The organism is Herbidospora mongoliensis (assembly GCF_001570545.1).
GTDB lineage: Bacteria > Actinomycetota > Actinomycetes > Streptosporangiales > Streptosporangiaceae > Herbidospora > Herbidospora mongoliensis.
In genome coordinates this window covers 70313-92930 of the sequence record NZ_BBXD01000030.1, presented here as the reverse complement: position 1 = coordinate 92930, position 22618 = coordinate 70313, and the positions used below count along the sequence as shown (strand labels likewise).

General features: G+C 69.1%; 18 protein-coding genes. 10 read left to right on the top strand and 8 right to left on the bottom strand.

Features of this window, described 5'->3' with window-relative positions; genetic code table 11:
* The first annotated feature begins 1347 nt into the window (after window positions 1-1347).
* A complete protein-coding gene (locus AW272_RS38940) occupies window positions 1348-2889 on the top strand; it encodes a Rossmann-fold NAD(P)-binding domain-containing protein (RefSeq protein ID WP_066375984.1) in 1542 nt (513 codons plus the stop codon).
* Between the two features lie 141 nt (window positions 2890-3030).
* On the opposite strand, the gene AW272_RS38935 is transcribed toward AW272_RS38940, so the two are convergent.
* Window positions 3031-3531 (bottom strand): hypothetical protein, encoded by a 501-nt coding sequence (locus tag AW272_RS38935; RefSeq protein WP_066375981.1) that lies wholly within the window; start codon window positions 3529-3531, stop codon window positions 3031-3033.
* 198 nt (window positions 3532-3729) lie between these two features.
* Here AW272_RS38935 and AW272_RS38930 point away from each other — a divergent pair, with 198 nt between their 5' ends.
* Both AW272_RS38930 and AW272_RS38925 read left to right on the top strand, forming a co-directional pair.
* On the top strand, window positions 3730-4656 hold the full coding sequence (locus tag AW272_RS38930) for an alpha/beta hydrolase (RefSeq protein WP_066375977.1): 927 nt from the start codon (window positions 3730-3732) through the stop codon (window positions 4654-4656).
* Window positions 4653-5708 carry a lysylphosphatidylglycerol synthase transmembrane domain-containing protein gene (locus AW272_RS38925; RefSeq protein WP_083959145.1) on the top strand — a complete coding sequence of 352 codons (1056 nt, stop codon included), beginning with the start codon at window positions 4653-4655 and terminating at the stop codon, window positions 5706-5708. Before AW272_RS38930 ends, AW272_RS38925 begins: the two co-directional genes overlap by 4 nt.
* 141 nt (window positions 5709-5849) lie before the next feature.
* Here AW272_RS38925 and AW272_RS38920 read toward each other — a convergent pair whose 3' ends face one another.
* Window positions 5850-6065, bottom strand: a complete 216-nt coding sequence (locus AW272_RS38920) for a 2TM domain-containing protein (protein ID WP_066375973.1) — start codon at window positions 6063-6065, stop codon at window positions 5850-5852.
* Window positions 6066-6167: 102 nt separating this feature from the next.
* On the opposite strand from AW272_RS38920, the gene AW272_RS38915 reads away from it, so the two are divergent.
* Window positions 6168-8303, top strand: coding sequence for an MMPL family transporter (locus tag AW272_RS38915; protein WP_066375972.1), 2136 nt, complete (start codon window positions 6168-6170; stop codon window positions 8301-8303).
* A gap of 4 nt (window positions 8304-8307) precedes the next feature.
* On the opposite strand, the gene AW272_RS38910 is transcribed toward AW272_RS38915, so the two are convergent.
* The 3 genes from AW272_RS38910 to AW272_RS38900 all read right to left on the bottom strand — a co-directional run bounded on the left by AW272_RS38910 (window position 8308) and on the right by AW272_RS38900 (window position 12339).
* Entirely contained in the window at window positions 8308-11559 is a 3252-nt protein-coding gene (locus AW272_RS38910; RefSeq protein WP_066375970.1) for an ATP-binding protein, read from the bottom strand.
* Between the two features lie 113 nt (window positions 11560-11672).
* A complete protein-coding gene (locus tag AW272_RS38905) occupies window positions 11673-11897 on the bottom strand; it encodes a helix-turn-helix transcriptional regulator (RefSeq protein ID WP_066375965.1) in 225 nt (74 codons plus the stop codon).
* Window positions 11898-11910: 13 nt separating this feature from the next.
* Window positions 11911-12339, bottom strand: coding sequence for a hypothetical protein (locus tag AW272_RS38900; RefSeq protein WP_066375958.1), 429 nt, complete (start codon window positions 12337-12339; stop codon window positions 11911-11913).
* Between the two features lie 975 nt (window positions 12340-13314).
* Here AW272_RS38900 and AW272_RS44635 point away from each other — a divergent pair.
* Both AW272_RS44635 and AW272_RS44630 read left to right on the top strand, forming a co-directional pair.
* Entirely contained in the window at window positions 13315-14208 is an 894-nt protein-coding gene (locus AW272_RS44635) for a hypothetical protein (protein ID WP_218011216.1), read from the top strand.
* A gap of 44 nt (window positions 14209-14252) precedes the next feature.
* Complete coding sequence (locus AW272_RS44630; protein ID WP_218011215.1) at window positions 14253-14468, top strand: hypothetical protein; 216 nt, start codon at window positions 14253-14255, stop codon at window positions 14466-14468.
* A 141-nt stretch (window positions 14469-14609) separates the two neighbouring features.
* Here AW272_RS44630 and AW272_RS38890 read toward each other — a convergent pair whose 3' ends face one another.
* Entirely contained in the window at window positions 14610-15428 is an 819-nt protein-coding gene (locus AW272_RS38890; RefSeq protein ID WP_066375952.1) for an NAD(P)-dependent oxidoreductase, read from the bottom strand.
* A gap of 49 nt (window positions 15429-15477) precedes the next feature.
* Here AW272_RS38890 and AW272_RS38885 point away from each other — a divergent pair, with 49 nt between their 5' ends.
* Window positions 15478-15849, top strand: coding sequence for a MerR family transcriptional regulator (locus AW272_RS38885; protein ID WP_066375950.1), 372 nt, complete (start codon window positions 15478-15480; stop codon window positions 15847-15849).
* Here AW272_RS38885 and AW272_RS38880 read toward each other — a convergent pair.
* On the bottom strand, window positions 15837-16565 hold the full coding sequence (locus AW272_RS38880; protein ID WP_066375943.1) for a GbsR/MarR family transcriptional regulator: 729 nt from the start codon (window positions 16563-16565) through the stop codon (window positions 15837-15839). The genes AW272_RS38885 and AW272_RS38880 overlap by 13 nt on opposite strands.
* Before the next feature lie 231 nt (window positions 16566-16796).
* Between AW272_RS38880 and AW272_RS38875 the strand changes: the two genes are divergently transcribed.
* Genes AW272_RS38875 through AW272_RS38865 form a run of 3 tightly spaced genes read left to right on the top strand, consistent with a single transcriptional unit; the run spans window position 16797 to window position 19101 of the window.
* Window positions 16797-17408 (top strand): DUF4097 family beta strand repeat-containing protein, encoded by a 612-nt coding sequence (locus tag AW272_RS38875; RefSeq protein ID WP_066375941.1) that lies wholly within the window; start codon window positions 16797-16799, stop codon window positions 17406-17408.
* Window positions 17409-17410: 2 nt separating this feature from the next.
* On the top strand, window positions 17411-18337 hold the full coding sequence (locus AW272_RS38870) for an ATP-binding cassette domain-containing protein (RefSeq protein ID WP_066375939.1): 927 nt from the start codon (window positions 17411-17413) through the stop codon (window positions 18335-18337).
* Window positions 18334-19101, top strand: a complete 768-nt coding sequence (locus tag AW272_RS38865) for an ABC transporter permease (protein ID WP_066375937.1) — start codon at window positions 18334-18336, stop codon at window positions 19099-19101. The genes AW272_RS38870 and AW272_RS38865 overlap by 4 nt, the downstream gene beginning before the upstream one ends.
* A 57-nt stretch (window positions 19102-19158) precedes the next feature.
* On the opposite strand, the gene AW272_RS38860 is transcribed toward AW272_RS38865, so the two are convergent.
* Complete coding sequence (locus tag AW272_RS38860; protein WP_169807723.1) at window positions 19159-22473, bottom strand: NB-ARC domain-containing protein; 3315 nt, start codon at window positions 22471-22473, stop codon at window positions 19159-19161.
* Window positions 22474-22618: the final 145 nt, after the last annotated feature.

Below are 22618 nucleotides of genomic sequence, written 5' to 3'. Positions count from 1 at the left end.
CCCCGAAGAGTTCAACACCATCTACCGGCCATCGGCCGGTTCTCTGTTTTCCGCGTCCGCCCTGCTGTGCGGCGGAGATGCGGGGATCGCAAATGCGTGACCGGAGACCACCTGCCTATCTGTGGAACCGCGGTACCCGAGCGGCGAGACACAGCCTGCAACGGGCGATCCTGATGGCGTTCAACACTCCCTTCGTCTCTATCTCCGCGACCTACTGTCTGACTTCTGTCTGACTTCACCTGCGGCAGCGCGTCCACGATCAGGACCCCCAGCACCGCACTGGCCCCTCACGTCCGACCTTCTGCCTGACTGCTACTGCAACTTCACCTGCGGCAGCGCGTCCACGACCAGGGCCCCCAGCACTGCACCGGCCCCTGTCGTCCGACCTTCTGCCATAACGACTACTGCGACTTCACCTCTGGCAGCGCGTCCACGGCCGGGCCCCTTACTACTGCGTGGCCCGTCACGTCCGACCTTCTGCCGTCAATCCACTTCGTGTTGCTCCGGGCGGTTCCTCGTGATGCTCGTACTTCCGCCACCCGGTCGATCCGTCCTTGCGATGTGAGAAACATTAGCTCCGACGCCCGCGAATGTCTACTCCAGCGAGTACAGATTTTTGATGTCAGGTGCGGCAGTCTTCGAGCGGTGCCGTGACCAGCGGGAACGCCGCATCACTGCCACCGGCCGGGGCCGGCCCCGCTGCGGCGGAGGACCAACAAGGGCCCGCACGACATGTGGGCCCCTGGCGTTGGCAGCGATTCGTCGCGCGCCAGAGGCCGCCGCGGTGTGCCACGACTGCTCTATCGGTCTGGCTTGCCGCTATGGGTGAGGAGTTCGGGGAATCCATCCGCACCATCTCCACCAGCGTGAAGGTCTCCATCGGCGCCGTCTGTTCGCGTAAGGGCTGGGCGGCCATCGTCAGCTGGGCACTTCATCGCGCTGAGACTGAGACGCGGAACGAAGACGGAGACACTTACGGACTGCGGCAGCAGCTGCATGCGATCAGCGTGTCGGCACCAGGCAGGAGCGCGCCGAACGCTCCCGCCAGGCCCGTCGATGAGTGCGTTCTGCGGCGGGATACCACGGATGGCGATGATGGCGGAATCAGGCCGTGCTGGCTGGCGGCACGGCCCTGCCCGGGTGCGAAGGCGCCGAGATTCTCATCTCGGGTGGGTTCGGTCACGGCTCGTACCGGGGCCAGGTGGGCGAGGCTCACACGGGGATCCTTCAGTCGGAGGCCCACATCGCGGCTGAGCGTGGGCGGATCCGTGGAGCAGAGGATGTCGTCTACTGCCGATGGTGATGACCTGGCCTCCCTTGGAGATCGCTGGGTTAGCGTGGCCGTCCATGGAATGGGATGGTTCGGCGCCGGACATGGTCCGGTCGCATCTGGCGGGCTTTCCCGTGGTCTGTGCCGATGATGACGTCGCTGAGATCGTCGAGGGCCTGCTGGACAGGGTCGCGGCGGTGGCGGGTGTGGATCGTTCGCGTGGCGTCCGTCGGGCAGGGCCCGGGGAATGGGTCCTGAGCGGCGGCGACGGGACGGTCGTCCGGGTGTCGGCGGGGCGTCCGGCGGTGCCGCGGAGGTTTCCGGCGGCAACCCTGCTGCTGGGGGTCGTCATCGAGCCGGGACCGGCCATGACTGCCGGGCGTCGTGAGCGGCTCGCCGGAGCTCTGGAGGAGGTGGCCTTCACCCGCCGGGAGCTGGCACGGCTGGCAGAGGAGTTGCCGCTGCTGTCGGGGCTGCCGGAGGTCCTGCCGGAGAAGGTGTTCGAGGACACCGCGCTGATGGTCATGGGACATTTCATGAGCGACCTGGTCGTCCAGGTCGAGACGGCGCTGGCGCTGGGCGCGCGGGCCGAGACGCTCACGGTCATCGACAAGGGCTATGCCTACCGGCTGCGGCACCGCGTCACCGCGCACCTGCGCCGGCTCGGGGTGACCGTGTTCCCCGCCGGGCAGATCGTGGCGGCCGCCGAGTCGCATGCGCACCGGTCGAAGGCACACGGCTGCGGGCGGACGATCGCGGTCGACGACGGCGGCTACGTGCTTCCCGCGCTGCTGGACGAGCGGCCCGACCTGGTCGAGAGCTACGACGGCCTGGTCGAGCAGACGATGTCGGGGATCTACCGGCTGGAGAAGTACGGCGACCGGATCCCGGTGCCGATCCTGTCGGTCGCGCAGTCACGGCTGAAGGGCACGATCGAGTCCTACTGGATCGCCGAGGCGGCCGTCGCGAACCTGCTGCGGCTGATGCCGGGTGAGAAATGGGAAGGGCGTCCCGCGCTCGTCATCGGTTACGGCCAGATCGGGTCGGAGATCGCGCGGCTGTTGCAGCAGCGCCGGATGCGCGTCGCCTGCCATGACCGCGATCTGCTGCGCCTGGTCAGCGCCCACGAGAACGGCCACCACACCGGCCGGGACCTGTCCCGGCTGCTCGGCGAACACCGGCCGTGGCTCATCATCGGCGGCACCGGACGCACCAGCATGGGCCGGCCCGAGTTCGACGCGTTGCGCCGCGACTGCGTGCTGGCGAGTGTCACCAGCCGGACGATCGAGTTCGATGTGGACGCCCTGGCCGCCGCGGCCATCGGGATCGAGGATCTCGGGGTGCGGGGCAGGCGGTTTTCTCTGCCGCGGGGAATCGCCGTCGACCTGCTGGCCGACGGCTATCCGGTCAACTTCCATCACGCCGAGAGCATCCCGAACCGCCAGTCCGACCTTGTCATGGCCGGGCTCCTGATGGGCGCCGCCGCACTCGCGGAGCCACGGCACCCCTTCCGGCCGGGGCACAACGTCGCGCTCAGCGACCAGGTCCTGGAATCCAGCGGCCTGCTCGCCGAGTTCTACCGTCTCTACGGCCCTGACTCCGACCACGGCTCGCCGTGATTCTCCCGATCGTTCAGGAGGACTCGAAGAACGGCCACAGGGTTTCAAGGTGCTGGGGAAATTCCGTCAGGTCGGCTTCCACGGCGAAGCGGTGGTCGGCGTAATCGCCGCGGTGACGGGTGCCGCCGGACCGGCGGCGGATCAGGCGGACGCCTGTAACTTGCGGAGCTTGCGCATGATGTCTGCGGCGAACAGGACGGTCTCCTCTTCGCAGTGCCGGCGGATGAACAGGCCCAGCACGATCGTGCGTGCCAGGACCGCCAGCACGGGAGGCAGGATCACCTCGACGGAGCAGGCGAACGTGGACGACGTCGCCGAGGTCGGCGTGGTCGTGAGCGTCCATCGCACCGCGCCGATCACCGGGATGAGATGGAACAGATAGATGCGGCTCGCGGCCGAGTACATTTCGACGAACGACTTCTCCGCCCGCACGACCCGGTAGTGCTGGATGATGAGATTCCCGCCCACCGACTCGGTGTTGACCATGCCGCGGCCTTTTTCGTCGATGAAGGTGCCCGCACCGTGGTGGCCTCGTGCACAGGCCCGATATTCGTCGTCGGAAAGGCCGAAGAGCCAGCTTTCCAGGTCGATGTCCGGGGTGGGCGCGTCCACCGTCGCATATGCGGTGTGGCTGATGGTCATGGTGAGGCCCTTCGTCGACGAAGCCTGCGGCTGAAATCCATCGGCGATTTCCTTGGCGCTTCAACTCTTCGCCGATCTCAATTCTCAGAGGCTAGGTCGAGGCACTTGATTTCGAGTGAATCGGGTCGTCCAGTGGTCGTCAATTGCCCGGGATTTACATTGGCGCCAAAGACCCCCCTTCTCCGCGAGGTGGAACTCATGGCTCTGGACGAAGCCACGGCCCAATTCTTGAAGCAACTGGGCGAGACGGGCGTCAGCCCCCTGCACGAGCTGTCCCTGGCAGCGGCCCGCACCATGTACGCGCAGTTGCACAGCATCGCCGGCCAGGGCCCGCCCATGACCCGCGTCGAGGATGTCACCGTCGAATCGGAGGACGGCGCCTGGTTCCCGGCCCGCCTCCTGACCCCGACGCCGGCCCCGCACGGCGTGATCGTGTACTTCCACGGCGGCGGCTGGACCGTCGGCGGCATCGACGACGTCGAGGCCGTGGGCAGGCATCTGGCCGAGCGCACGAACTGCACCGTCGTCCTGGTGGGCTACCGGCTGGCCCCCGAACACCGCTTCCCGGCCGCGCCCCGCGACGCCTACGCCGCCCTGTGCTGGGCCGCCGCCGCGCTGCCCGGACAGCCGATCGTCGTGGCGGGCGACAGTGCGGGCGGCAATCTGTCGGCCGTCGTGGCCCGGCGTGCCAGGGACGAGGGCGGCCCGGCCATCGACCTGCAGGTGCTCATCTACCCGGCCACCGACTGCGACCTGGACAGGGCCTCCTACCACGACCCGGCCAACCAGCTGCTGCTCGATCGGCACGCGATGGTCTGGTTCTGGGACCACTACGTGCCCGATCCGGCCCAGCGGGCTGACCCGGACGCCTCTCCCCTGCGGGTCGCCGACCTGTCGGGGTTGCCGCCCGCCGTCTTCGTGCTCCCCGAGCACGACGTGCTGAGTGAGGAGGGCGAGGCCTACGCCGAACGGTTGCGCCAGGCGGGCGTGCCCGTCCAGCTCCAGCGCGCCGGCGGCCAGATGCACGCCTTCTTCCCCCTGGTCGCCGCGCTGCCCGGCAGCGCGGCAGCGCTCACCCGGGTCGCGGAGTCCATAGACGCGGCCCTGCACGCCCGTACGAGATGAGCAGTCCCGTTGTCCAAACCGTCGGCTACACGAGGACCCGCGTTCACTCACGACGCGCCTGGGTGCGGGGCTCGGCTGTGGCGGCGCTGCTGGCCCTGTTCGCCGTGGAACTGACCCTGGCCTGGCCGTCTCTGACAGCGGCCCTGGCACAACTCCAAACCCCCGACCTTCGCTGGCTCACCGTCGCGGTGGCCGCGGAGGTGGCCGCGATGAGCGCCTACGCCCAGATGCAGCGCCGCCTGCTGCGCTCGGCCGGGGTGAAGGCGCCGATCCGCCGGCACCTCGCCCTGGCCTATGCCGCCCACTCCCTCAGCGTCACCCTCCCGGGAGGCCCGGCGTTCTCCACCCAGCTCAACTACCAGCAGATGCGCCGCTTCGGCGCGACCCCCGCCATCGCCTCCTGGTGCATCGCCCTGTCGGCCATCCTGTCGGCCACCGCGCTGGCCATCCTCACCGCCGCCGGCGGGCTGGCCGCCAACGGCGCCCCCCAATGGCACACCGTCGCGGGCCTCGGTGTGGCCACCCTGCTCCTCCTCCTGGGGATCCGCCAGGTCACCCGGCGCCCCGAGGCGCTGGAGCCGGCCACCCGCGCCACACTCGCCCGGATCAACCGGCTGCGTCATCGCCCCGCCACTCAGGGCCTGGACGGGATACGCGGGTTCGTCGACCAACTGCGCCTGGCCCGCCTCACCCCCACGCACGCGGCGGCGGCAGTGGCCTACGCCGTCCTGAACTGGCTGCTGGACGCGGTCTGCCTGGGCGCGTGCGTGCTGGCGTTCGGAGGCAGCGTCGGCGTCACCGAACTGCTGCTCGCGTTCTGCGCCGGCATGGCCGCCGCCACCATCAGCCTCATCCCGGCCGGACTGGGCGTCATCGACAACGCCCTGGTCCTCGGCCTGCTGGCCGGTGGCACCGACACCACCACCGCGATCACGGCCGTCGTGCTCTACCGGATCATCAGCTTCGGTTTCATCATCGGCGTCGGCTGGATCTCGTGGCTGGTCATCCGCCGGAACACGACCGAACGCGCCCACTTCCCAGAAGTGCGGTGAACGCTGGGCTCCTGAACCCGTCAGGCTCCCACCACAGACCTAACGAAGAATGTGAACCTCTGCACGCCTTTGTAAAGCGCTCGATGAGGACGTCCGGGCCACCGCACGGGCCCGGACGCCGGAATGTGAGGCGCGGCCGGCTCAGCGGACGGCTTTCGATCGGGGCGGGGAATAGACCGCCCAGACGTGGAAGGCCACTCCGATTCCCCAGAAGACCAGTGACCACATGGGCCAGAAGAATTGCTCCGGGGTGTAGATCCACCACGTGATGATTTGGGCCACGTTGGACACGACGTAGAACAGCAGGTGGACCCGCAGGTCCCATTTCTTGGCGGCTTCGCTCTTCGTTGATCGCATATTCGGAGGCTAGGTCGGGGCACTTTATGACGAGTGACTTCGCTCGTCCAGTGGCCGTCAACTGACCCGGATCTACATTGACACCGGAAGAAAGGGGACGCGATGTTCGAACGATTAGGGCGGACGATGGTCCGCCGCCGGTGGTGGGTGGTCGGCCTGGCGCTGGCTTTCATGGCGTTCGGCGGGCTCTGGGGTACGCAGGTCTTCGGTTCGCTGACGAGCGAGGGATTCAACGACCCGGCCAGTGAGAGTTCCCGTGCGGTCGAGCGCGCCGAGGCGGCGCTGGGCCGGACCGGCAACGACGTGGTCGTGCTCTACACCGGTCGCGACATGACGGTCGACGACCCGGCGTTCCGCCAGGCCGTCACCGGCACGCTCGAAGCGCTCCCCGCCGACGTGGTGACCGGGACCGCCAGCTTCTGGAGCACTGACAGCCCGGCTCTGGTCAGCCAGGACCGGCACGCCACCTACGCGGTGCTGACCCTGGCCGGTGACGACGAGACCGAGCGCGGCGAATCGCTGGAGAAGATCAAGGACGATCTCGCCGCGCCCGGCCTGCAGACCCAGGTCGGCGGCATCACCGTGGTCAACCGCGACATCCGCGACCGGGTCGCGGCCGACATCGCCTTCGCCGAGACGATCTCCATCCCGGTGCTGCTCGTGCTCCTGGTGCTCGTCTTCGGCAGCGTGGCCGCGGCCAGTCTTTCGCTCGCGATCGGCGGCCTGGCCATTCTCGGGGCGTTCACCGCGCTGCGCGGGATGAGCTACCTGACCGACGTCTCGGTCTTCTCGATCAACGTGGTGACGATCCTCGGGCTGGGCCTGGCCATCGACTACGGCCTTTTCATGGTCGGCCGGTTCCGGGAGGAACTCGCCCGGGGGCTCGGCGTCGAGGACGCGGTCGCCCGCACGATGGCCACCGCCGGTCGTACCGTGGCGATCTCCGGCGTCACCGTCGCGGTCTCACTGGCCGGGCTGCTGATCTTCCCGATGACCTTCCTGCGTTCGATGGGGCTGGGCGGTCTGTCGGCCGTCGTGGTGGCCATGGTGGCGGCGCTGACCGTGCTGCCGGCCCTGCTCGGCATCCTCGGCCCCCGTGTGGAGGCACTCTCGGTACGTCGCCAGAAGCCACCCCAGGATCACGGGTTCTGGTACCGCCTCGCGCACAGCATCATGCGCCGGCCGATCGTCTACACGGTCGGGGTGCTGGCGATCCTGCTCCTGGCCGGTGCGCCGTTCCTGCGCGTGGAGTTCGGCGGCATCGACCCCCGGGTGCTCCCGGCGGGCACCGAGAGCCGGGTGGTCTCCGAAGCCGTCGACCGCGACTTCGTCCAGAACAGTCAGTTGCCGATCGAGGCGATCGTGACCTTCTCCGACCAGGCCGATCTGGAGCGTTACGTCACCGCGGTCCGCGACGTCGAGGGCGTGACCGGAGCCGAGATCACCGGGGTGTCCGGCGACGTGGCCCGGCTCACGACCTTCTATCTGGACGACCCCATCTCGGCCGAGGCGCGGAGTCTGGTGGACCGGATCCGGGCCGTGCCCGCGCCGCCGGGTGGCGAGGTGCTGGTGAGCGGTCTGACCGCGCGGCTGGACGACCAGCTGAAATCCGTCGGCGACCTGCTGCCCTGGATGGCGCTGATCATCATCGGCGCGACGTTCATCCTGCTGTTCCTCGCCTTCGGCTCGGTCGTGCTGCCGATCAAGGCGATCGTGATGAACATCCTGTCCCTCGGCGCCTCGTTCGGCGCCCTGGTCCTGATCTTCCAGGACGGCCATCTGTCCGGCCTGCTGAACTTCACCTCCACCGGCACCCTGGAAGCGACCCAGCCAATCTTGGTGCTCGCCGTCGTCTTCGGGCTGTCGATGGACTACGAGGTCTTCCTCATGTCCCGGATCCGTGAGGAGTACGACCGCACCGGCGACAACACCACAGCGGTCGCGGTCGGGCTGCAGCGCAGCGGCCGGGTCATCACCAGCGCCGCGCTGCTCATCCTGGTCGTGATCGGGCTGTTCTCCATCTCCGGGATCACGTTCATCAAGCTGATCGGCGTGGCGATGCTCATCGCCGTTCTGGTGGACGCGACCATCGTCCGCGCGCTGCTGGTCCCGGCCACGATGCGCCTTCTCGGGGAGGCGAACTGGTGGGCGCCCGCGCCCTTGCGGCGCTTCTACTCCCGCCACGGCCTCCACGAAAGCCAGGAGCCGGAAGGGGTGTCAGCGCCGGCCGCCGTGTAGCCGGCTACTGGTCGAGGTCGGCCAGGAACCGTTCGGCGCGGTGGGCGAAGAGGTGGGCCCCGCGTTCGTGGGATCGGGTGCGGGCCGCTTCGGCGGCGGCCCGTACGACGTCGGCGGGTTCGCCGCGAGCGTGCAGCAGGCGCGCGCGCAGCAGCAGGAGAAGTCCTTCGACATAGCGTTGGCCGAGGTCCTTGATGGCCTGCTCGGCCCGGTCGAGGGTGGCCGCGGCCTTGTCGGGCATCTCGGCTGCCAGCCACATCTCGGCGATCATCCCGTGGTGGTAGGCGAGGCCCCATCGCGGCGGATCGAGCAGGGTCGCGGCCAGGTGCTGTTCGGCCTTGGCCGCGTTGCCGGCCGGGTCGTCGCCGGTGAGGGCGCGGGCCCAATACCAGTCCAGCCGTATATAGGCTTCCTGCGCGACACCGGGAAGGTCGGCGCCGGCCGCGACCCACCGCTCGGTCGCGCGCATCGCCCAGGCCGCGTCACCGGCCATCGAGGCGGCCATGGTCTGGTAGCGGACCCAGCCGGACATCTCGAAAGGGTCCCCCTCGGCCTGGTACACCGTGCCGAGCAGGGATCGCGCCGTCTCGACATCGCCGTGCAGCGCGGTGATCACGGCCAGATATCCGACCCACTCGTCCGGGATCCGCCAACGTCCGAGGTCGCCGCGGCGTCGAACCGGGGCACCTCCGAGCTTGTCGGCGAGGTGGTGCAGGCTTTCCTGAGCGGGCCCTGGGTGCGGGTCGGCCGAGTTCGCGAGCAGCGAGGCGACGCCGTCCGCAGTGGTACGGCCCAGCCAGCTGAAACACTGATACGCCGCGCCGATGTCGCCGATGCACCATTGGTGCAGGCCCCAGGCCTGCCGGCCGTACGCCTGGATGATCGGGTCGGCGGACGCCCGGCCCTGCTCATACAGCCGGCGAGCCCACATCCCACGGTCTTTGTCGGTGTTGACGTGGGCCCCGGTCATCCGGACGTAGAGAAACTCGGCGGCGGCCGTCTCGCGGCCGAGTTTGCGGGCGAGATACGCGCCCCGTTCCAGCAGATCGAACGTCGAGCCGCCGAATCCCGGGGGCTCGACGGCGAGGAGGTTGAGCAGCGACAGGATGGACAGCTCCACCTCCGGCAGCCCTGCCGTCCGGGCGATCTGGATGGCCGCTTCCAGGTTCCGATAGGCGGCGGCGAACGCGAGTTTGGTCGCCGCGCGGCGACCGGCGCGCGCCAGTGCCTTCGCGGTGCGAGCCGGGTCGGCCAGGGGGCCGGCGGCCCGCAGGTGGTAGGCGAGGCGTTCGGCGACGGACTCGTCGTCCGTATGGATGTGTTCGAGGGCGTCGGCGACGCGGAGATGCAGCCGGACGGCCTGTTGCTGCCCGGTGGTCTCGGTGACCGACTCGCGGACCAGGTCGTGCGCGAAACGCCACGAGAACGGGTCTTCCGGCGTGGTCTCCAGCAGACCGAGCGCTCGCAGCGGTTCGAGACGTTCGAGGCAGTCCGCGACATTCACGCCGATCGTGCGGGCGAGCAGGCCGAGGTCCACGTCGCGGCCGATGACCGCGGCGATGTGCAGCAGGTCGTGAGCGCTGTCGTCGAGACCGGTCATCCGATCGCGGACGACGTCGCGCACGGTGACCGGCACCCCGGTCAGTGCTGATGCGTCGCCGTCGCCGAGCAGGCGGGACAGTTCCTGGACGTAGAACGGGTTGCCGGCGGTGCGGGCATGGATGCCGCGGGCGACTTCGGCTTCGGGGGCGTGGCCGGTTTCGCGGCGGATGAGCTCGGTCACCTCGGTCAGGGCGAGCGGGCCGAGCCGGAACCTGCGGTGGCCGGGCGCCCGGCTGGCCATGGCCAGAACTCGCGACAGATCGGAACCGGGTGTGGGTGCGCGATCGCGGAGCGCGCCGATGATCACCGTGCCGGTGGGTAATCGGCCCGCCAGATGGCCGAACAGCTGAAGTGAGGCGGCATCCGCCCACTGGAGGTCATCGACGATCAACAGCAGAGGCCGTTGCGCCGAGGCCTGCCCGACGACGGCGACGACCTGCTCGAACAGGCGGAACTGCGCGCCGCCGTCGGGAAGAACCGGCGCGGCGGAGTGGTCGTCTCGCGATTGGAGGAGGCTGCCGAGTTCACTGACGAGCCACTTCTCCCGGAACGGCACGGGCAGGCTGTCGAGGATCGGGCGGAGCGTCTGTTCCCAGGGCCACATCGACGGTGTTCCGTCGCCTTCAAGGCAGGAACCCCAGACGACCAGCGCGCCACGCCTGCTCGCTTCGGTGGCGATCTCCCGCACCAGGCGGGTCTTGCCCACACCCGGTTCACCTTCGACGATGCGCAGCGCTGGGCGGCCGGTGAACGCCATCTCGACGGACTGCCGCAGGAGGGCGAGTTCCTCGGCCCGGCCGACCAGCCCGGCCGCCGTTCGCGCCGACGCGCCCTCGCTCCCCTCCGCCGTCGACGGAGCCGCCGGAGATCGTGTCAGCACGCGCAGGTGTGCGGCCTGCAACTCCGGGCCGGGATCGATACCGAGCTCGTCGGCAAGGCGGGCGCGGACCTCGCGGAACACCGACAACGCCTCCGCCTGGCGTCCCGCCGCCCAGAGAACGGAGACGAGACCGGCCTGTACGGGTTCGTGGAACGGCGCCATCGAGGCGGCCAGCTGCAACGCCGGCAGCACCCCTGCCGGCCGGCGCAGCGACACCGCGAATTCGGCCGCTTCCGTGCACGCGGCGTAGAACTCGTCGTCGAGGCCGGCGAAGATCGGCAGGGCATTCGACCGGTGCGTGAATCCCTCGCCCGCGCGACCCCGCCAGAGACCGAGCGCTTCGACGTAGCGATCGAGCGCCGCTTCCTGGCTTCGCTGCGCCTTCGCGGTCTCGACGAGCTCCCGGAAGGTGAGAAGGTCGAGGGTGCCGGGGGTGGCGGTGAACAGGTAGGCGTCGCCGCCGCCGCGCTGGAGATAGGAGCCGTGGGTGCGGGCGGGGATCGCGGGTTCGAGCAGCCGCCGCAGTGCGCCGACGTATTTGTGGATGACGTTGAGCGCGCTGGAGGGGACCTCGTAGTCCCAGATCAGGTCGATCAGTTCGCTCGTGCTGATGGGCCTGCCCACCCGGGCCAGCAGCAAGGCGAGCAGATACGCCTGTTGCCGGGGACCGGCGTCCAGTTCGACACCGTCACGCCAGACCCGCAACGGGCCGAGGATCTGGAGGCGTAAGCGAGGGTGGTCGGCCGGCCGGATGGGATGAACGGGCAGGGCCACGCCGGACTCCCGGAGATACGACAGATCGCCAGCTTGCGAACTGCCGTGATCTTATCGCAGCGGTGCGAAACGTACCGGGCTCCAGAGTCGGTGCAGTCAGGTCGAAACGCTGTTCAGGATCGGGACGGGTCGTTCGCCGTGTCCGCGCGGTCGGGCAGGAAGATCTCCTCGATGGTCAGGCCGAAGACGTCGGCGATGGTGAACGCCAGGGGCAGGCTGGGGTCGTATCGCTCTGTCTCGATGGCGTTGATGGCCTGTCGGGAGACCTGGCACCGGTCGGCCAGGGCCGCCTGGCTCCACCGGCGGGCGGCTCGTAGTTCTCGTAGTCGGTTCTTCATGGGTGCAGTGCCCTCATTGGTGCAGACGGGTGCGCAGGTCGGCGATCACCAACCAGATTGCCACCCCGCCGATGAGGATCAGCTGGGTGAGCTGATGGAGCTGGATGACGCCCGTGGCGTCGAGCACGGTGGCCACTTGCAGTGCCACGAGGACCGCCGCGAAGGCGATGGCCATGCTTTCCAGCTGGATCTTGCGCAGGTATTCGTCTGAACGCCGAAACGCCCGCAGCAGGACCCAGGCCACGGCGAGCGCGAACGCGGCGGTGGCCGCGATCCACCAGGTCTCCTGAGTGGCGCTCTGGTTGGGATCACTGCCCAGCGCCAGGGCCACCGGGCCCAGAACGGCCACGGGCAGGCCGTCGATGAGGACGGCGCGGCGGGCCGCGCGCGTCACTTGATCCTGCTCTTTCACCATGCCACGAAGGTAAAGCAGACCTTCCATAACGTCAAGGTTGCTTGACTTAGTGGAAAGTGAACCTTACATTTTTGCCGTCTTGAACGCGAGGCAACCCCTGAGCCTGACCCGACGCTCACTGCTCGGCGCTGCCGCGATGGTGGCCGTCGCCCCGATCGCGATGGCCCCCGCGGCCACCGCCCGGCCTCGGGCTCACACCCGGCCAGGTCACGCGAGCCATCGGCGCCCTCGGGCCAGACCGCGCCATCCGGGCGCAACGCGACTACGTACACGCGTTCTTCGATCTTCATCTACGCCACCACGGCCAGTGCACCAAGCGACCGTAATATCCGATTTTGCGGTAATCGGGAATATTTCCACACACTTCACATCTGTTGCGCGGGTATCGGTGATCTTGGTGGCCCCATCAGGGGCTGATCACAATCAGGAGCCTCTCAGTGAGTTACCGAGACACGAGCACCAGGTCATCGTCGGCGAAGGGGGCCCTGTGGGCCGCCGTGGCGGCCACGCTGATGACTGGCGGTGTCCTGTCGATGGCGACGCCCGCGACGGGTGAAGCGCGCCACGCCACGAACCGGCCGATGAAGTCCCAGGCTCCGCGCACCGCCGACTGCCACGGCGAATACCACTGCGGACATCACTACAAGCCCAAGCCCCTGCCGTGCGTGACCTGCGTCCCCCTGCGCGGTCCGCAGGGTCCGCCCGGCCCGCCCGGCCCTGCAGGTGCGCCCGGTACGCCCGGTGTACCCGGAGCTCCCGGCTCGACGGGACCGCAGGGGCCCGCCGGTCCGCAGGGGTCCGCCGGTCCGCAGGGACAACAGGGATCGACGGGCGCGCTCGGACCGGCTGGTCCGGCGGGCTCGGCAGGCCCGCCCGGTGTGGGGGGCCCGGCAGGACCGGCCGGTACGGCCGGAGCGACGGGTCCGGCAGGTGCGACAGGACCCTCGGGTCCGGCCGGTTCGACCGGTCCCGCAGGGCCGGCAGGTCCGGCGGGACCGGCCGGTGAGGCAGGCCCTCCCGGCGCGACAGGCCCGGCAGGACCGGCCGGCACCCCCGGCACTCCCGGCGCGCCCGGCGCGCCCGGTGCGCCCGGTGCGCCCGGCGTCGAAGGCCCGGCGGGACCGGCTGGTACCGCAGGTGCGGCGGGCCCCGCAGGACCGATCGGCCCGGCAGGACCGGCCGGCACCCCCGGCACTCCCGGTGCGCCCGGCGCGCCCGGTGCGCCCGGTGCGCCCGGCGTCGAAGGACCGGCGGGACCTGCGGGTGCGACTGGTGCGGCAGGGCCGGAAGGCCCGGCGGGACCGGCTGGTACCGCAGGTGCGGCGGGCCCCGCAGGACCGATCGGCCCGGCAGGACCGGCCGGCACCCCCGGCACCCCCGGTGCGCCCGGTGCGCCCGGTGCGCCCGGCGCGCCCGGCGTCGAAGGACCGGCGGGACCCGCGGGTGCGACCGGTGCGGCAGGGCCGGAAGGCCCCGCGGGACCGGCCGGTGCGGCAGGTCCTCCTGGTGCGACGGGCCCGGCGGGACCGGCGGGTGCTACTGGTGCGGCCGGGCCGGAAGGTCCGGCGGGACCGGCTGGTGACGCCGGACCTCCCGGTGCGACGGGCCCGGCAGGTCCGGCCGGTACGCCGGGTGCGGCGGGCCCGGCGGGTGCCACAGGTGCGGCGGGCCCGGCGGGCGCCGCAGGTCCGGCTGGGGCGGCGGGCCCCGCAGGTCCGGCAGGCACGGCCGGTCCGGCCGGTGCGGCTGGTGCGGCAGGCCCGGCGGGTCCCGCAGGTCCTGCGGGGCCGACGGGTCCTGCGGGTCCGGCCGGTACGCCCGGCTCGACCATCAGCACGGCCTTCCTGGGCACCAACAAGTACATCGGCTACGCGCTCGCCAACGGCACCACGCTGATCCGTGACCCGCAGACCGTGCCGTTCTGGCACAACATCGACAGCGTGCCCGGGTATCCGGGCCTGGTGAACGGGGTCTCGCTGTCCGTGGAAGGCGACAACCTGCACGTCACCGTGCACAGCTCCACGGGCGAGGTCGCGCAGACGACGTGCCTGGTCAACCCGGTTCCGGGAACGGGCGGCAACCCTGCCTGGCCCGGCAACTGCGCGCCGTTCGTCAACCACACTCCGCCGCTCCGGCTGGCGAGCTTCCAACGATGAGACAAAGACCGGGCGATCAGGCTTGATCGCCCGGTGACTCACCTCAGAGGACGACCAGCGCCACCGGGAACAGACCTTGGTGGCGCTGCAGGGCCGTTTCCACCTGACAAAACGGCATACCAGCGAACCCGCGCGCGGTTCCTAGCGCAGGCGGCTGACCAGGGCGGCGTATCCCCGGGTGGGGTCGACGCCGGTCGTCAGGGACTTGAGGAACTCCGGCAGTTCGGCGCCGACGCCGAGGTGCCGGGACTCGTGGATGAGATGGTCCATGGCCGCCACGTGCACGTCGAGCGTGGAGTCGAGCGGCGGGAAGTCGCCGGCGTCGACCTGGTCGGCGTAGGCGGCCAGCCAGGACTTGATGGTGTCCACGCCCTTCTCGGCGAGCGGCACGTAACTGGCGGCGCTGACCCCGGCGGCCTGGAGGAGGGCCGTCCCGTGCAGGAAGCCGTTGAGCATGTTCCACATCAGGCTGAGGATCGCCATCTCGTGCAGCGCGGCCAGCGAGTGGTCCTCCCCCAGGAACGAGGGGGTGCCGATGGCCTTGAGCGTGGCCTCGTGACGTTCGTACGCCGCCCGGTCGCCGGAGTAGACGATGACCGCCTCGTCGGTGCCGATTCCGTCGGGGACGGCCAGGATCGCGCCGTCCAATCCCGCGGGCGCCCATTCGGCGGTCTCCCTGGCCTGCTCCGAAGTGCCGGAAGAGAGGTTGACCAGCGTGACGGCCTTTCCGAACTGCTCCCGGATCGCCGCGAAATCGGTGACGCAGACGACGACGAGTTCGCTCGCCTCCGTCGCCTCCTGAATGGTCGCGGCGCTCGCGGCGCCCAGTGCGACGAGGTCGTCGGCTTTGCTCCGGGTGCGATTCCAGACGGTGACGGAATGCCCGGCGGTGAGAAATGCCTTGGCAAGGGAGTGGCCCATCAGGCCCAGGCCGATCACGGTGACATCGGTGGTCTGCATGGAAGAATCGTCAAGCTTCACACCGGTATGAAGGTCAAGGGGGAACGCGATGTTAATCGGGGAACTCAGCCGCGAGACCGGGGTCAACACCCACCAGTTGCGTTATTACGAAGCTCAGGGCCTGCTGAAACCGTCACGGAGACCGGGCGGCTTCCGTGAATACGCCGCCGACGCGGTGCTGACGGTGGCCCAGATCCGGCGGTTGCTGAAAGCGGGCCTGTCGACGCAGGAGATCGCGTTCGTCATACCGTGCGCGACCGGCGCGCTGCCCGACCTCCTGCCGTGCCCCGAACTGCTCGATCTGCTGCGGGCCCGGCTCGGCGGCCTGGAAGAACACATCGAGGCGCTGACGGAAACGCGCGCCACGCTCCAGAACTACATCACGGCCACCGAACTCCAGCCTCCCTATCAGCCCTCCTGAGGCTCCTCGCGGTCGGTGAACAGAACCGCGTGCCACTGCTCGGCCGAGCGGACCAGATCGCGGGTCACGTGGTCCATGAAGCGGGCGACGGACTCGAGCCGCTGCCCGGCGGGGGTCGACCGGCCGAGCACCTCCACGCCCTCGCGGGCGACCTCGACCACACGGTCGTTGGCGCGCGCGCTGGCCAGCATGGACTGATACCAGAGGTCGAGGTCGACGACGTAGCGCTCGCGGCGGTTGTCCTGGCGGTCGCGGCGGACCAGGGCCTGGCTTTCGAGGAACGCGATCGACTTGGAGATGGACGCCGGGCTGACCTGGAGGCGCTGAACGAGTTCGGCGGCCGTCAGGGCGCCGCCGTCGCTGGCGTAGAGGCAGGCCAGGATCCGGGACATCATGCGGGGCAGCCCCGACTCGACGAACGAGGCCGTGAACGTCTCCTCGAAGTTCCGGACGGCGTCGGCGTCCCGGCCGTAGGCGTCCAGAGCCGCCACCGGAGCGGCAGCGGATGACCTTTTGCGGCGGTGGGAGCGCCGTTCGGTCGCGCGGTGCGCCATCTCGGCGCGGTAGGCCGTGGGACCTCCGTTGCGCATCACCTCGCGGGTGACCGTGGACGTGGGCCTGCCCAGCCCCCGCGCGATCTCCGCGTAGGCGAGCCCTTCGGCGAGCCCCACCGCGATCTGCTGGCGATCCTGCTGACTGAGTCTGCCTCCCGGCATCGGCCGCGCCCCTTCTCTCGATTCCCCGACGTTGCCGAGTATGCCCTTCACTCACATTCCATTGCAACACAGACCCTAACCGCATTGCGTTAATGCTCACGCCTATTGCAACAGTTTCACTGTCTTGACCTGCATAGATGCACATTTGGCGCAACGAAGCAGTTGAAGGAATCTCGAACGCAACATAGCCTTTCGTTTGTCGGAAACGAGCGAAGACACACGGAGCACACCATGCCGAAGTTCCCCACTCCCCAGACCATCACCGCCAAGATCGACGTCCCGATGGGCCTCGTCCGGATCATCGCCGGCGACCGCGCCGACACGATCGTGGACGTCCGGCCAAGTGATCCGGCCGGTTCGGCCGACGTGAAGGCCGCCGAGCAGACCAAGGTCGAGTTCGCCGGAGGCGTCCTTTCGATCAGCGCCCCCGAGGGCCGCCGCTTCGGCAGGAGCGGCTCGATCCAGGTGACCGTCGAACTGCCGGCCGGGTCGGTGATCGAGGGCAGCGGCATGGCCACCGACTTCCGTACCGAGGGACGGTTCGGCGGCACCAGGGTGCAGACCGCCAAGGGCGACATCTCGCTCGGCACCACCGACGGCCCGGTCATCGCCGACACCGCGCAGGGCGACATCCGCGTCCAGGAGGCGGTCAGCGGGCTCCACGACCTGAAGACCAGCGCCGGGCAGATCGAGATCGCGGTCGCCGAGGGCGTCTCGGCCGGGCTGCAGGCGACCACCGGTCACGGCTCCCTGCGCGACCACCGGAAGAAGTTCGACGGGAACCTCACCGTCGACATCCAGGCCATCACGTCCTACGGCGACATCATCGTTCGGAGCAACTGACCATGATCACGGCAACCGGCCTGCGCAAGTCCTACGGCGACAAGGTCGTCCTCGACGGCATCGACCTGTCCATCCCCGAAGGCACGATCTTCTCCCTGCTCGGCCCGAACGGCGCCGGCAAGACGACGACCGTCCAGATCCTGTCCACCCTCATCCCCGCCGACGGCGGCACGGCGACGATCGCCGGCCACGACCTGGCCCGCCGGACCGACGACGTCCGCGACGCCATCGGCGTCACCGGCCAGTATTCGGCCGTCGACAAGTTACTCACCGGCGAGGAGAACCTGCTCCTCATCGCCGACCTCAAGCACCTGTCCCGCCGCGACGGCCGGAAGAAGACCGCCGAACTGCTCGAACGGTTCGACCTGGTCGACGCCGCGAACAAGCCCGCCGGCGCCTACAGCGGCGGCATGCAGCGCCGCCTCGACATCGCGATGACCCTCGTCGGCGACCCCCGCCTGATCTTCCTGGACGAGCCCACCACCGGCCTCGACCCCCGCAGCCGGCGCGGCATGTGGCAGATGGTCCGCGAACTCGTCCGCGACGGCGTCACCATCTTCCTCACCACGCAGTACCTGGAGGAGGCCGACGAACTCGCCGACCGCATCGCCCTGCTCGACCACGGCAAGCTGATCGCCGAGGGCACCGCAGAGGAGCTCAAGCGGCTCATCCCCGGCGGCCACATCCTGCTCACGTTCACCGACACGGGTTCGCTCGACGCCGCCCGGTTCGCCCTCGGCGCCGGGGTGCCCGACCCCGACGCCCTCACGCTCCAGGTGCCGGGCGACGGCAGCGTCCGGTCCGTCCGCGACCTGCTCAACCGCCTCGACGAGCGCGGCGTCGCCGTCGCCGAGATGTCCGTCCACACCCCTGACCTGGACGACGTGTTCCTCACCCTGACCGGCCAGAAGACGGAGACCACCGCATGAGCACCCTGACCCTCGCCGCCCGCGACTCCTCCACCATGGTCCGGCGGCAGCTGAAGAGAATGATCCGCTATCCGTCGATGACCGTGATGCTGGTCGCGATGCCGGTCGTCTTCCTGCTCCTTTTCGTGTACGTCTTCGGCGGCACCCTGGGAGCCGGGATCGGCGGAGGACCTTATGTGAACTATGTGACCCCCGGCATCCTGCTGATGGCCGTTCTGTCGGCGGCGACGGGAACCGCGGTGTCGGTCGCGATGGACATGACCGAGGGCATCGTGGCCCGCTTCCGGACCATGCGGATCGCCCGGGGCTCGATCCTGGCCGGGCATGTCGTGGGCAGCGTGATCCAGCAGTTCCTCTGCATGGGAGTGGTGCTCGCGGTGGCGCTGGCCATCGGTTTCCGGCCGAACGCGACGCCGGTGGAGTGGGTGGCCGTGGCCGGGCTCATGGGGGTGTTCTCGCTGGCCATGACGTGGCTGTCGGTGGCGCTCGGGGTGAAGGCGCCCAACGTGGAGTCGGCCTCGAACGCGCCGATGCCGCTGATCCTGCTGCCGTTCCTGGGGAGCGGGTTCGTCCCGACCGACTCCATGCCCACGGTGCTGCGGTGGTTCGCCGAATACCAGCCCTTCACGCCGATCATGGAGACGCTGCGCGGGCTGCTCATGGGGCAGCCGATCGGCAACAGCGCGATCATCGCGGTGGCGTGGTGCGCGGGGATCGGGGTGCTCTCGTACATCTGGGCGAAGCGGCTCTTCAACCGCTCGTGAACCGGGATGCCAGGGATAACAGCGACCAGGTCTACGGACTTGGTCGCTGTTCCGCGTTCAGGGCCCGGATCGCCGGTCCCCCGCACCCGACAGGGTGAACGCGTAGAGACCTCGGGCGCCCCCGGCGACCAGCATGCGTGAAGATCCCCAGGAGATGTCGTACATCGCCCCACCGCACCGCACCACGGCCACGCAGTGGGCGTCCTCCCCCATCGTCCACAGCCGGATAGTCCTGTCTTCCGAGGCGGTGGCCAACCAGGCGCCGTCCGGTGAGATCGCCACCGCCTGGATGCGATCCGAGTGGCCGGTCAGTGGTCTCCGTATGACGCCGTCGGCGTTCCAGAACTGAACGGAATGGTCCTGCAGGAAGGCGGCGGCCAGACATGACCCGTCCTGTGCGATCGCGATCGCGGTGACCACGCCCGTATGCTGCCCCAGCACGTTTCCCTTCAGGGTTCCGTCGGTGTTCCACAGCCTCACCCCCTGACCCTGCATGTATGCGCTGGCCAGCCAATCTCCGTCGGGTGCGACGGCGACGGCCTGCACCCAGCCGTTGTAACCGGTCATCCTCCGCAGTTCGGTGCCGCGCCCGGCATCCCACATCCGCACGTGCACGTCGTCGGCGGCGCTCACCAGCCAGGTGCCGTTGGGGGCGATCGCGATCGCGTTGACCGAGCGGGTGTGTCCGTTCAGCACGAGCGGCTCCCGGTCTCCGCCGACCTGCCACAAACGCACCGTCCTGTCTCGTGAGGCGCTGGCCAGCCAGGTGCCGTCACGAGCGACCGCGACGGAGGTGACCGCCTGATCGTGACCTTCGAGCAGGGCCACCTGCCGGCCGTCCGTGACGTCCCACAGGCGTACCGTCCCATCGTCCGAGCCGCTGGCCAGCCACGTTCCGTCCGGTGCGGCGCTGACGCCGAAGACCGCCCCGATGTGTTCGCCGGCCGTGACGCCCGCCGTGGCTGTGGTGTCCCAGATGCACACGGTTCTGCCGGAGGCGCTGGCCAGGCGGGTGCCGTCGGGTGAGATCGCCAGCGCCGTCACGGCTTCGGTGTGGCCGCGGAAGACGCGTCCGGCTGTGCCTTCGGTGGGATACCACATGCGCACCGTGTCGTCCTCGGACGCGCTGGCGGCCCACGTGCCGTCCGGGGAGACGGCCACGGCGTTGACGATGTCGGTGTGGCCGCTGAGCACCCTGCTCTTGGAGCCTTCCGTATCGCTGACGCGCAGGGTCGCGTCCCTTGATCCGCTGACGATCTTCTTTCCGTCCGGGCTGACGGCCAGTGCGGTGGCCGCCTGATCGTGAGTGGCCAGTTCCACCATCGAAGTGCCGTTGGTGTGCCACAACCGCACTTTTCCGTCCATGGACGCGGTGGCGAACCAGGTACTGTCGGGCAAGATCGCGACGGCGTTGACCCAGCCGGCGTCCACCTTGATGGCGCCTCGCTGCCCGCCGTTCATGTCCCAGCCCCGGACCGTGCCGTCCTCGGACGAACTCGCGATCCACGTGCCGTCGGCGGCGATCGCCACCGCGGTCACGGAGTCGGTGTGGCCACTGCAGACGGCGCTCGCCGTGCCTTCCTCCCAGTTCCAGAGAATGATGGACCGGTCGGCGGAAGCGGTCGCCAGCAGTGTTCCCTCAGGGGCCCGCGCGATGGCGGTGACGGCTGCGGTGTGCTCCTTGAACTTCCTGATCGGGGTGCCCTTGTCGATGTCCCACACGTAGACGGTTCCGTCGCGGCAGCCCGTGACGAGCCGGCCACCATCCATGATCGCCACAGCGGTCACGGCGTCGTGATGGGCGGGCAGGGTGCGGATGGAGTCGGAGTCACGGCTCTCCGGGATGGGGAGCAGCGGCACCAGGTCGGGCCGGTCGGCGGCGGCCGTGCGCTCCACCTGCTCGCGGAAGCGGGAAAGGGCGCTGAGATGGGTGCGGCGGTTGCCTCGCGTCACCTCGCCGTCGCCCAGATCGCCGAAGAGGTGGCCGACCCGGGCGATCAGCGGGAGGATTTCGGCCGCTTCCTCGGCGGTGGAGAAGCCGAGGTCGGATTCCATCGCCCACGGGCCCGACCGGTCCAGGCGGGCGAGGACCCATTCGAGGTTCGTCACCAGTCCCGTGAGTTCGGTCTGCCGCTCGGCCTCGGCCAGGTGATAGGCGAGTTGGTCCCAGAGGAAGTGCTCCGGCGGCAACGACCACCACGAGGTGCCCGTCGAGTTCGGTTCGGTGAGCGCATCGCGGGAGGCGTCCACGAACGAACGGTTCAGCTGGATCCGCTGCTCCTTGCCGAGAACACTGGCCGAAAGGGAGAACAGCCGGATCGTCCTGCTGAGCGTGATCACCGGACGGTCTTCGATCCAGCGCAGCGTGAGCAGGGACAGATCGGTGAGTTCATCGCAGAGACGCTCCGACTCGGCCGGGGTCAGTCCGGCTGTGACGTGCCAGAGCTTGGCGGCCATTTCGAGCGGCACGTCCACATCCGGCGCGAAAATTCCCAGCTCGAGAAATCGTGTACGGGCGTCCTTGGACACTACGGCGAGGCTGTATTCGATGGTGGCCTTGACCGCGGTCGTGCGCATTCCGCTGTTGTTGATGTCCCAGGCGGTGACCCCGGCGTCGGCGAACTGGTCGATCACCTTCCGCGCGGCGCGGTTCACATTCGCCCCCCGCTCGACATCCGTCGCCAGACGACGGATGACCAAGCCCAGCAGCTGTGGCCACCTGTGAGTACTGTCCAGCAGTTTGTCCCGGAGCTCGTGGCTCAGCTTGGGGAATTCCCGGGAGAGCATCTTCTTGGCCACGTCAGAGGGCAGAGCACCGATCGGGATGCGCCTCATCCGCCGGGGTAACACTCTGGGCACCTGCGTGGTGACCAGGAGCCGGACCTTCTCCCCCAGAGCCAGAAAGGGCTCCAACTGGCTCTCGTTCCAGACGTCATCGACCATCACGAGCACTCGACCGCGATTCTCGAGCAATTCGCCGATAGAGCCGATCAAGTGTTCGACGCCGGACAACTGGCTGCCGTTCTGCAGCGACCCATCCTCTTCGGGTGGGTGAATGCTCACGAGCACTTCCGCGCCGTTTCGCCCGCGCGGCTGCCCGACCTCCACCCAGACGACTCCGCCCTTGAAATGCGCACGGATTCGCCGATCCATACCGATCGCCCTGGCGAGTGACGTCTTGCCGTAACCACCGGCGCCGTGGAAGCCGACGCCGGGAGAGACGTCCGTGGTGAGATGCCGGATCGCGTCATCGACTTCCGGACGCCACGTCCATTCTTCCGGTAGTCGCGGACCGGGAAACACTTTGACCTGTGGTCGCTCTCCACTCAACCGCGTGACGAGTAGCGCGAACAGGATTATGAGCAGAACCATGAAGGTTAACAGGGGCCATATCCACCAGCCCTCCAGCCAATCGGGCAACTGGTCGCCCGCAGCTTCCGTCAACAGTCCGACGACCGCTGTGAGCAGGGTCGATACCGCCAAGATCACGCCCGCAACGCGCCGACGACGAGCCATC

Excerpts from the sequence above, each read along its gene's own strand:
- AW272_RS38940 (WP_066375984.1), top strand. The coding sequence starts at position 1,348 with ATGGAATGGGATGGTTCGGCGCCGGACATGGTCCGGTCGCATCTGGCG.
- AW272_RS38935 (WP_066375981.1), bottom strand. The coding sequence starts at position 3,531 with ATGACCATCAGCCACACCGCATATGCGACGGTGGACGCGCCCACCCCG.
- AW272_RS38930 (WP_066375977.1), top strand. The coding sequence starts at position 3,730 with ATGGCTCTGGACGAAGCCACGGCCCAATTCTTGAAGCAACTGGGCGAG.
- AW272_RS38925 (WP_083959145.1), top strand. The coding sequence starts at position 4,653 with ATGAGCAGTCCCGTTGTCCAAACCGTCGGCTACACGAGGACCCGCGTT.
- AW272_RS38920 (WP_066375973.1), bottom strand. The coding sequence starts at position 6,065 with ATGCGATCAACGAAGAGCGAAGCCGCCAAGAAATGGGACCTGCGGGTC.
- AW272_RS38915 (WP_066375972.1), top strand. The coding sequence starts at position 6,168 with ATGTTCGAACGATTAGGGCGGACGATGGTCCGCCGCCGGTGGTGGGTG.
- AW272_RS38905 (WP_066375965.1), bottom strand. The coding sequence starts at position 11,897 with ATGAAGAACCGACTACGAGAACTACGAGCCGCCCGCCGGTGGAGCCAG.
- AW272_RS38900 (WP_066375958.1), bottom strand. The coding sequence starts at position 12,339 with ATGGAAGGTCTGCTTTACCTTCGTGGCATGGTGAAAGAGCAGGATCAA.
- AW272_RS38890 (WP_066375952.1), bottom strand. The coding sequence starts at position 15,428 with ATGCAGACCACCGATGTCACCGTGATCGGCCTGGGCCTGATGGGCCAC.
- AW272_RS38885 (WP_066375950.1), top strand. The coding sequence starts at position 15,478 with ATGTTAATCGGGGAACTCAGCCGCGAGACCGGGGTCAACACCCACCAG.
- AW272_RS38880 (WP_066375943.1), bottom strand. The coding sequence starts at position 16,565 with ATGCCGGGAGGCAGACTCAGTCAGCAGGATCGCCAGCAGATCGCGGTG.
- AW272_RS38875 (WP_066375941.1), top strand. The coding sequence starts at position 16,797 with ATGCCGAAGTTCCCCACTCCCCAGACCATCACCGCCAAGATCGACGTC.
- AW272_RS38870 (WP_066375939.1), top strand. The coding sequence starts at position 17,411 with ATGATCACGGCAACCGGCCTGCGCAAGTCCTACGGCGACAAGGTCGTC.
- AW272_RS38865 (WP_066375937.1), top strand. The coding sequence starts at position 18,334 with ATGAGCACCCTGACCCTCGCCGCCCGCGACTCCTCCACCATGGTCCGG.
- AW272_RS38860 (WP_169807723.1), bottom strand. The coding sequence starts at position 22,473 with ATGGTTCTGCTCATAATCCTGTTCGCGCTACTCGTCACGCGGTTGAGT.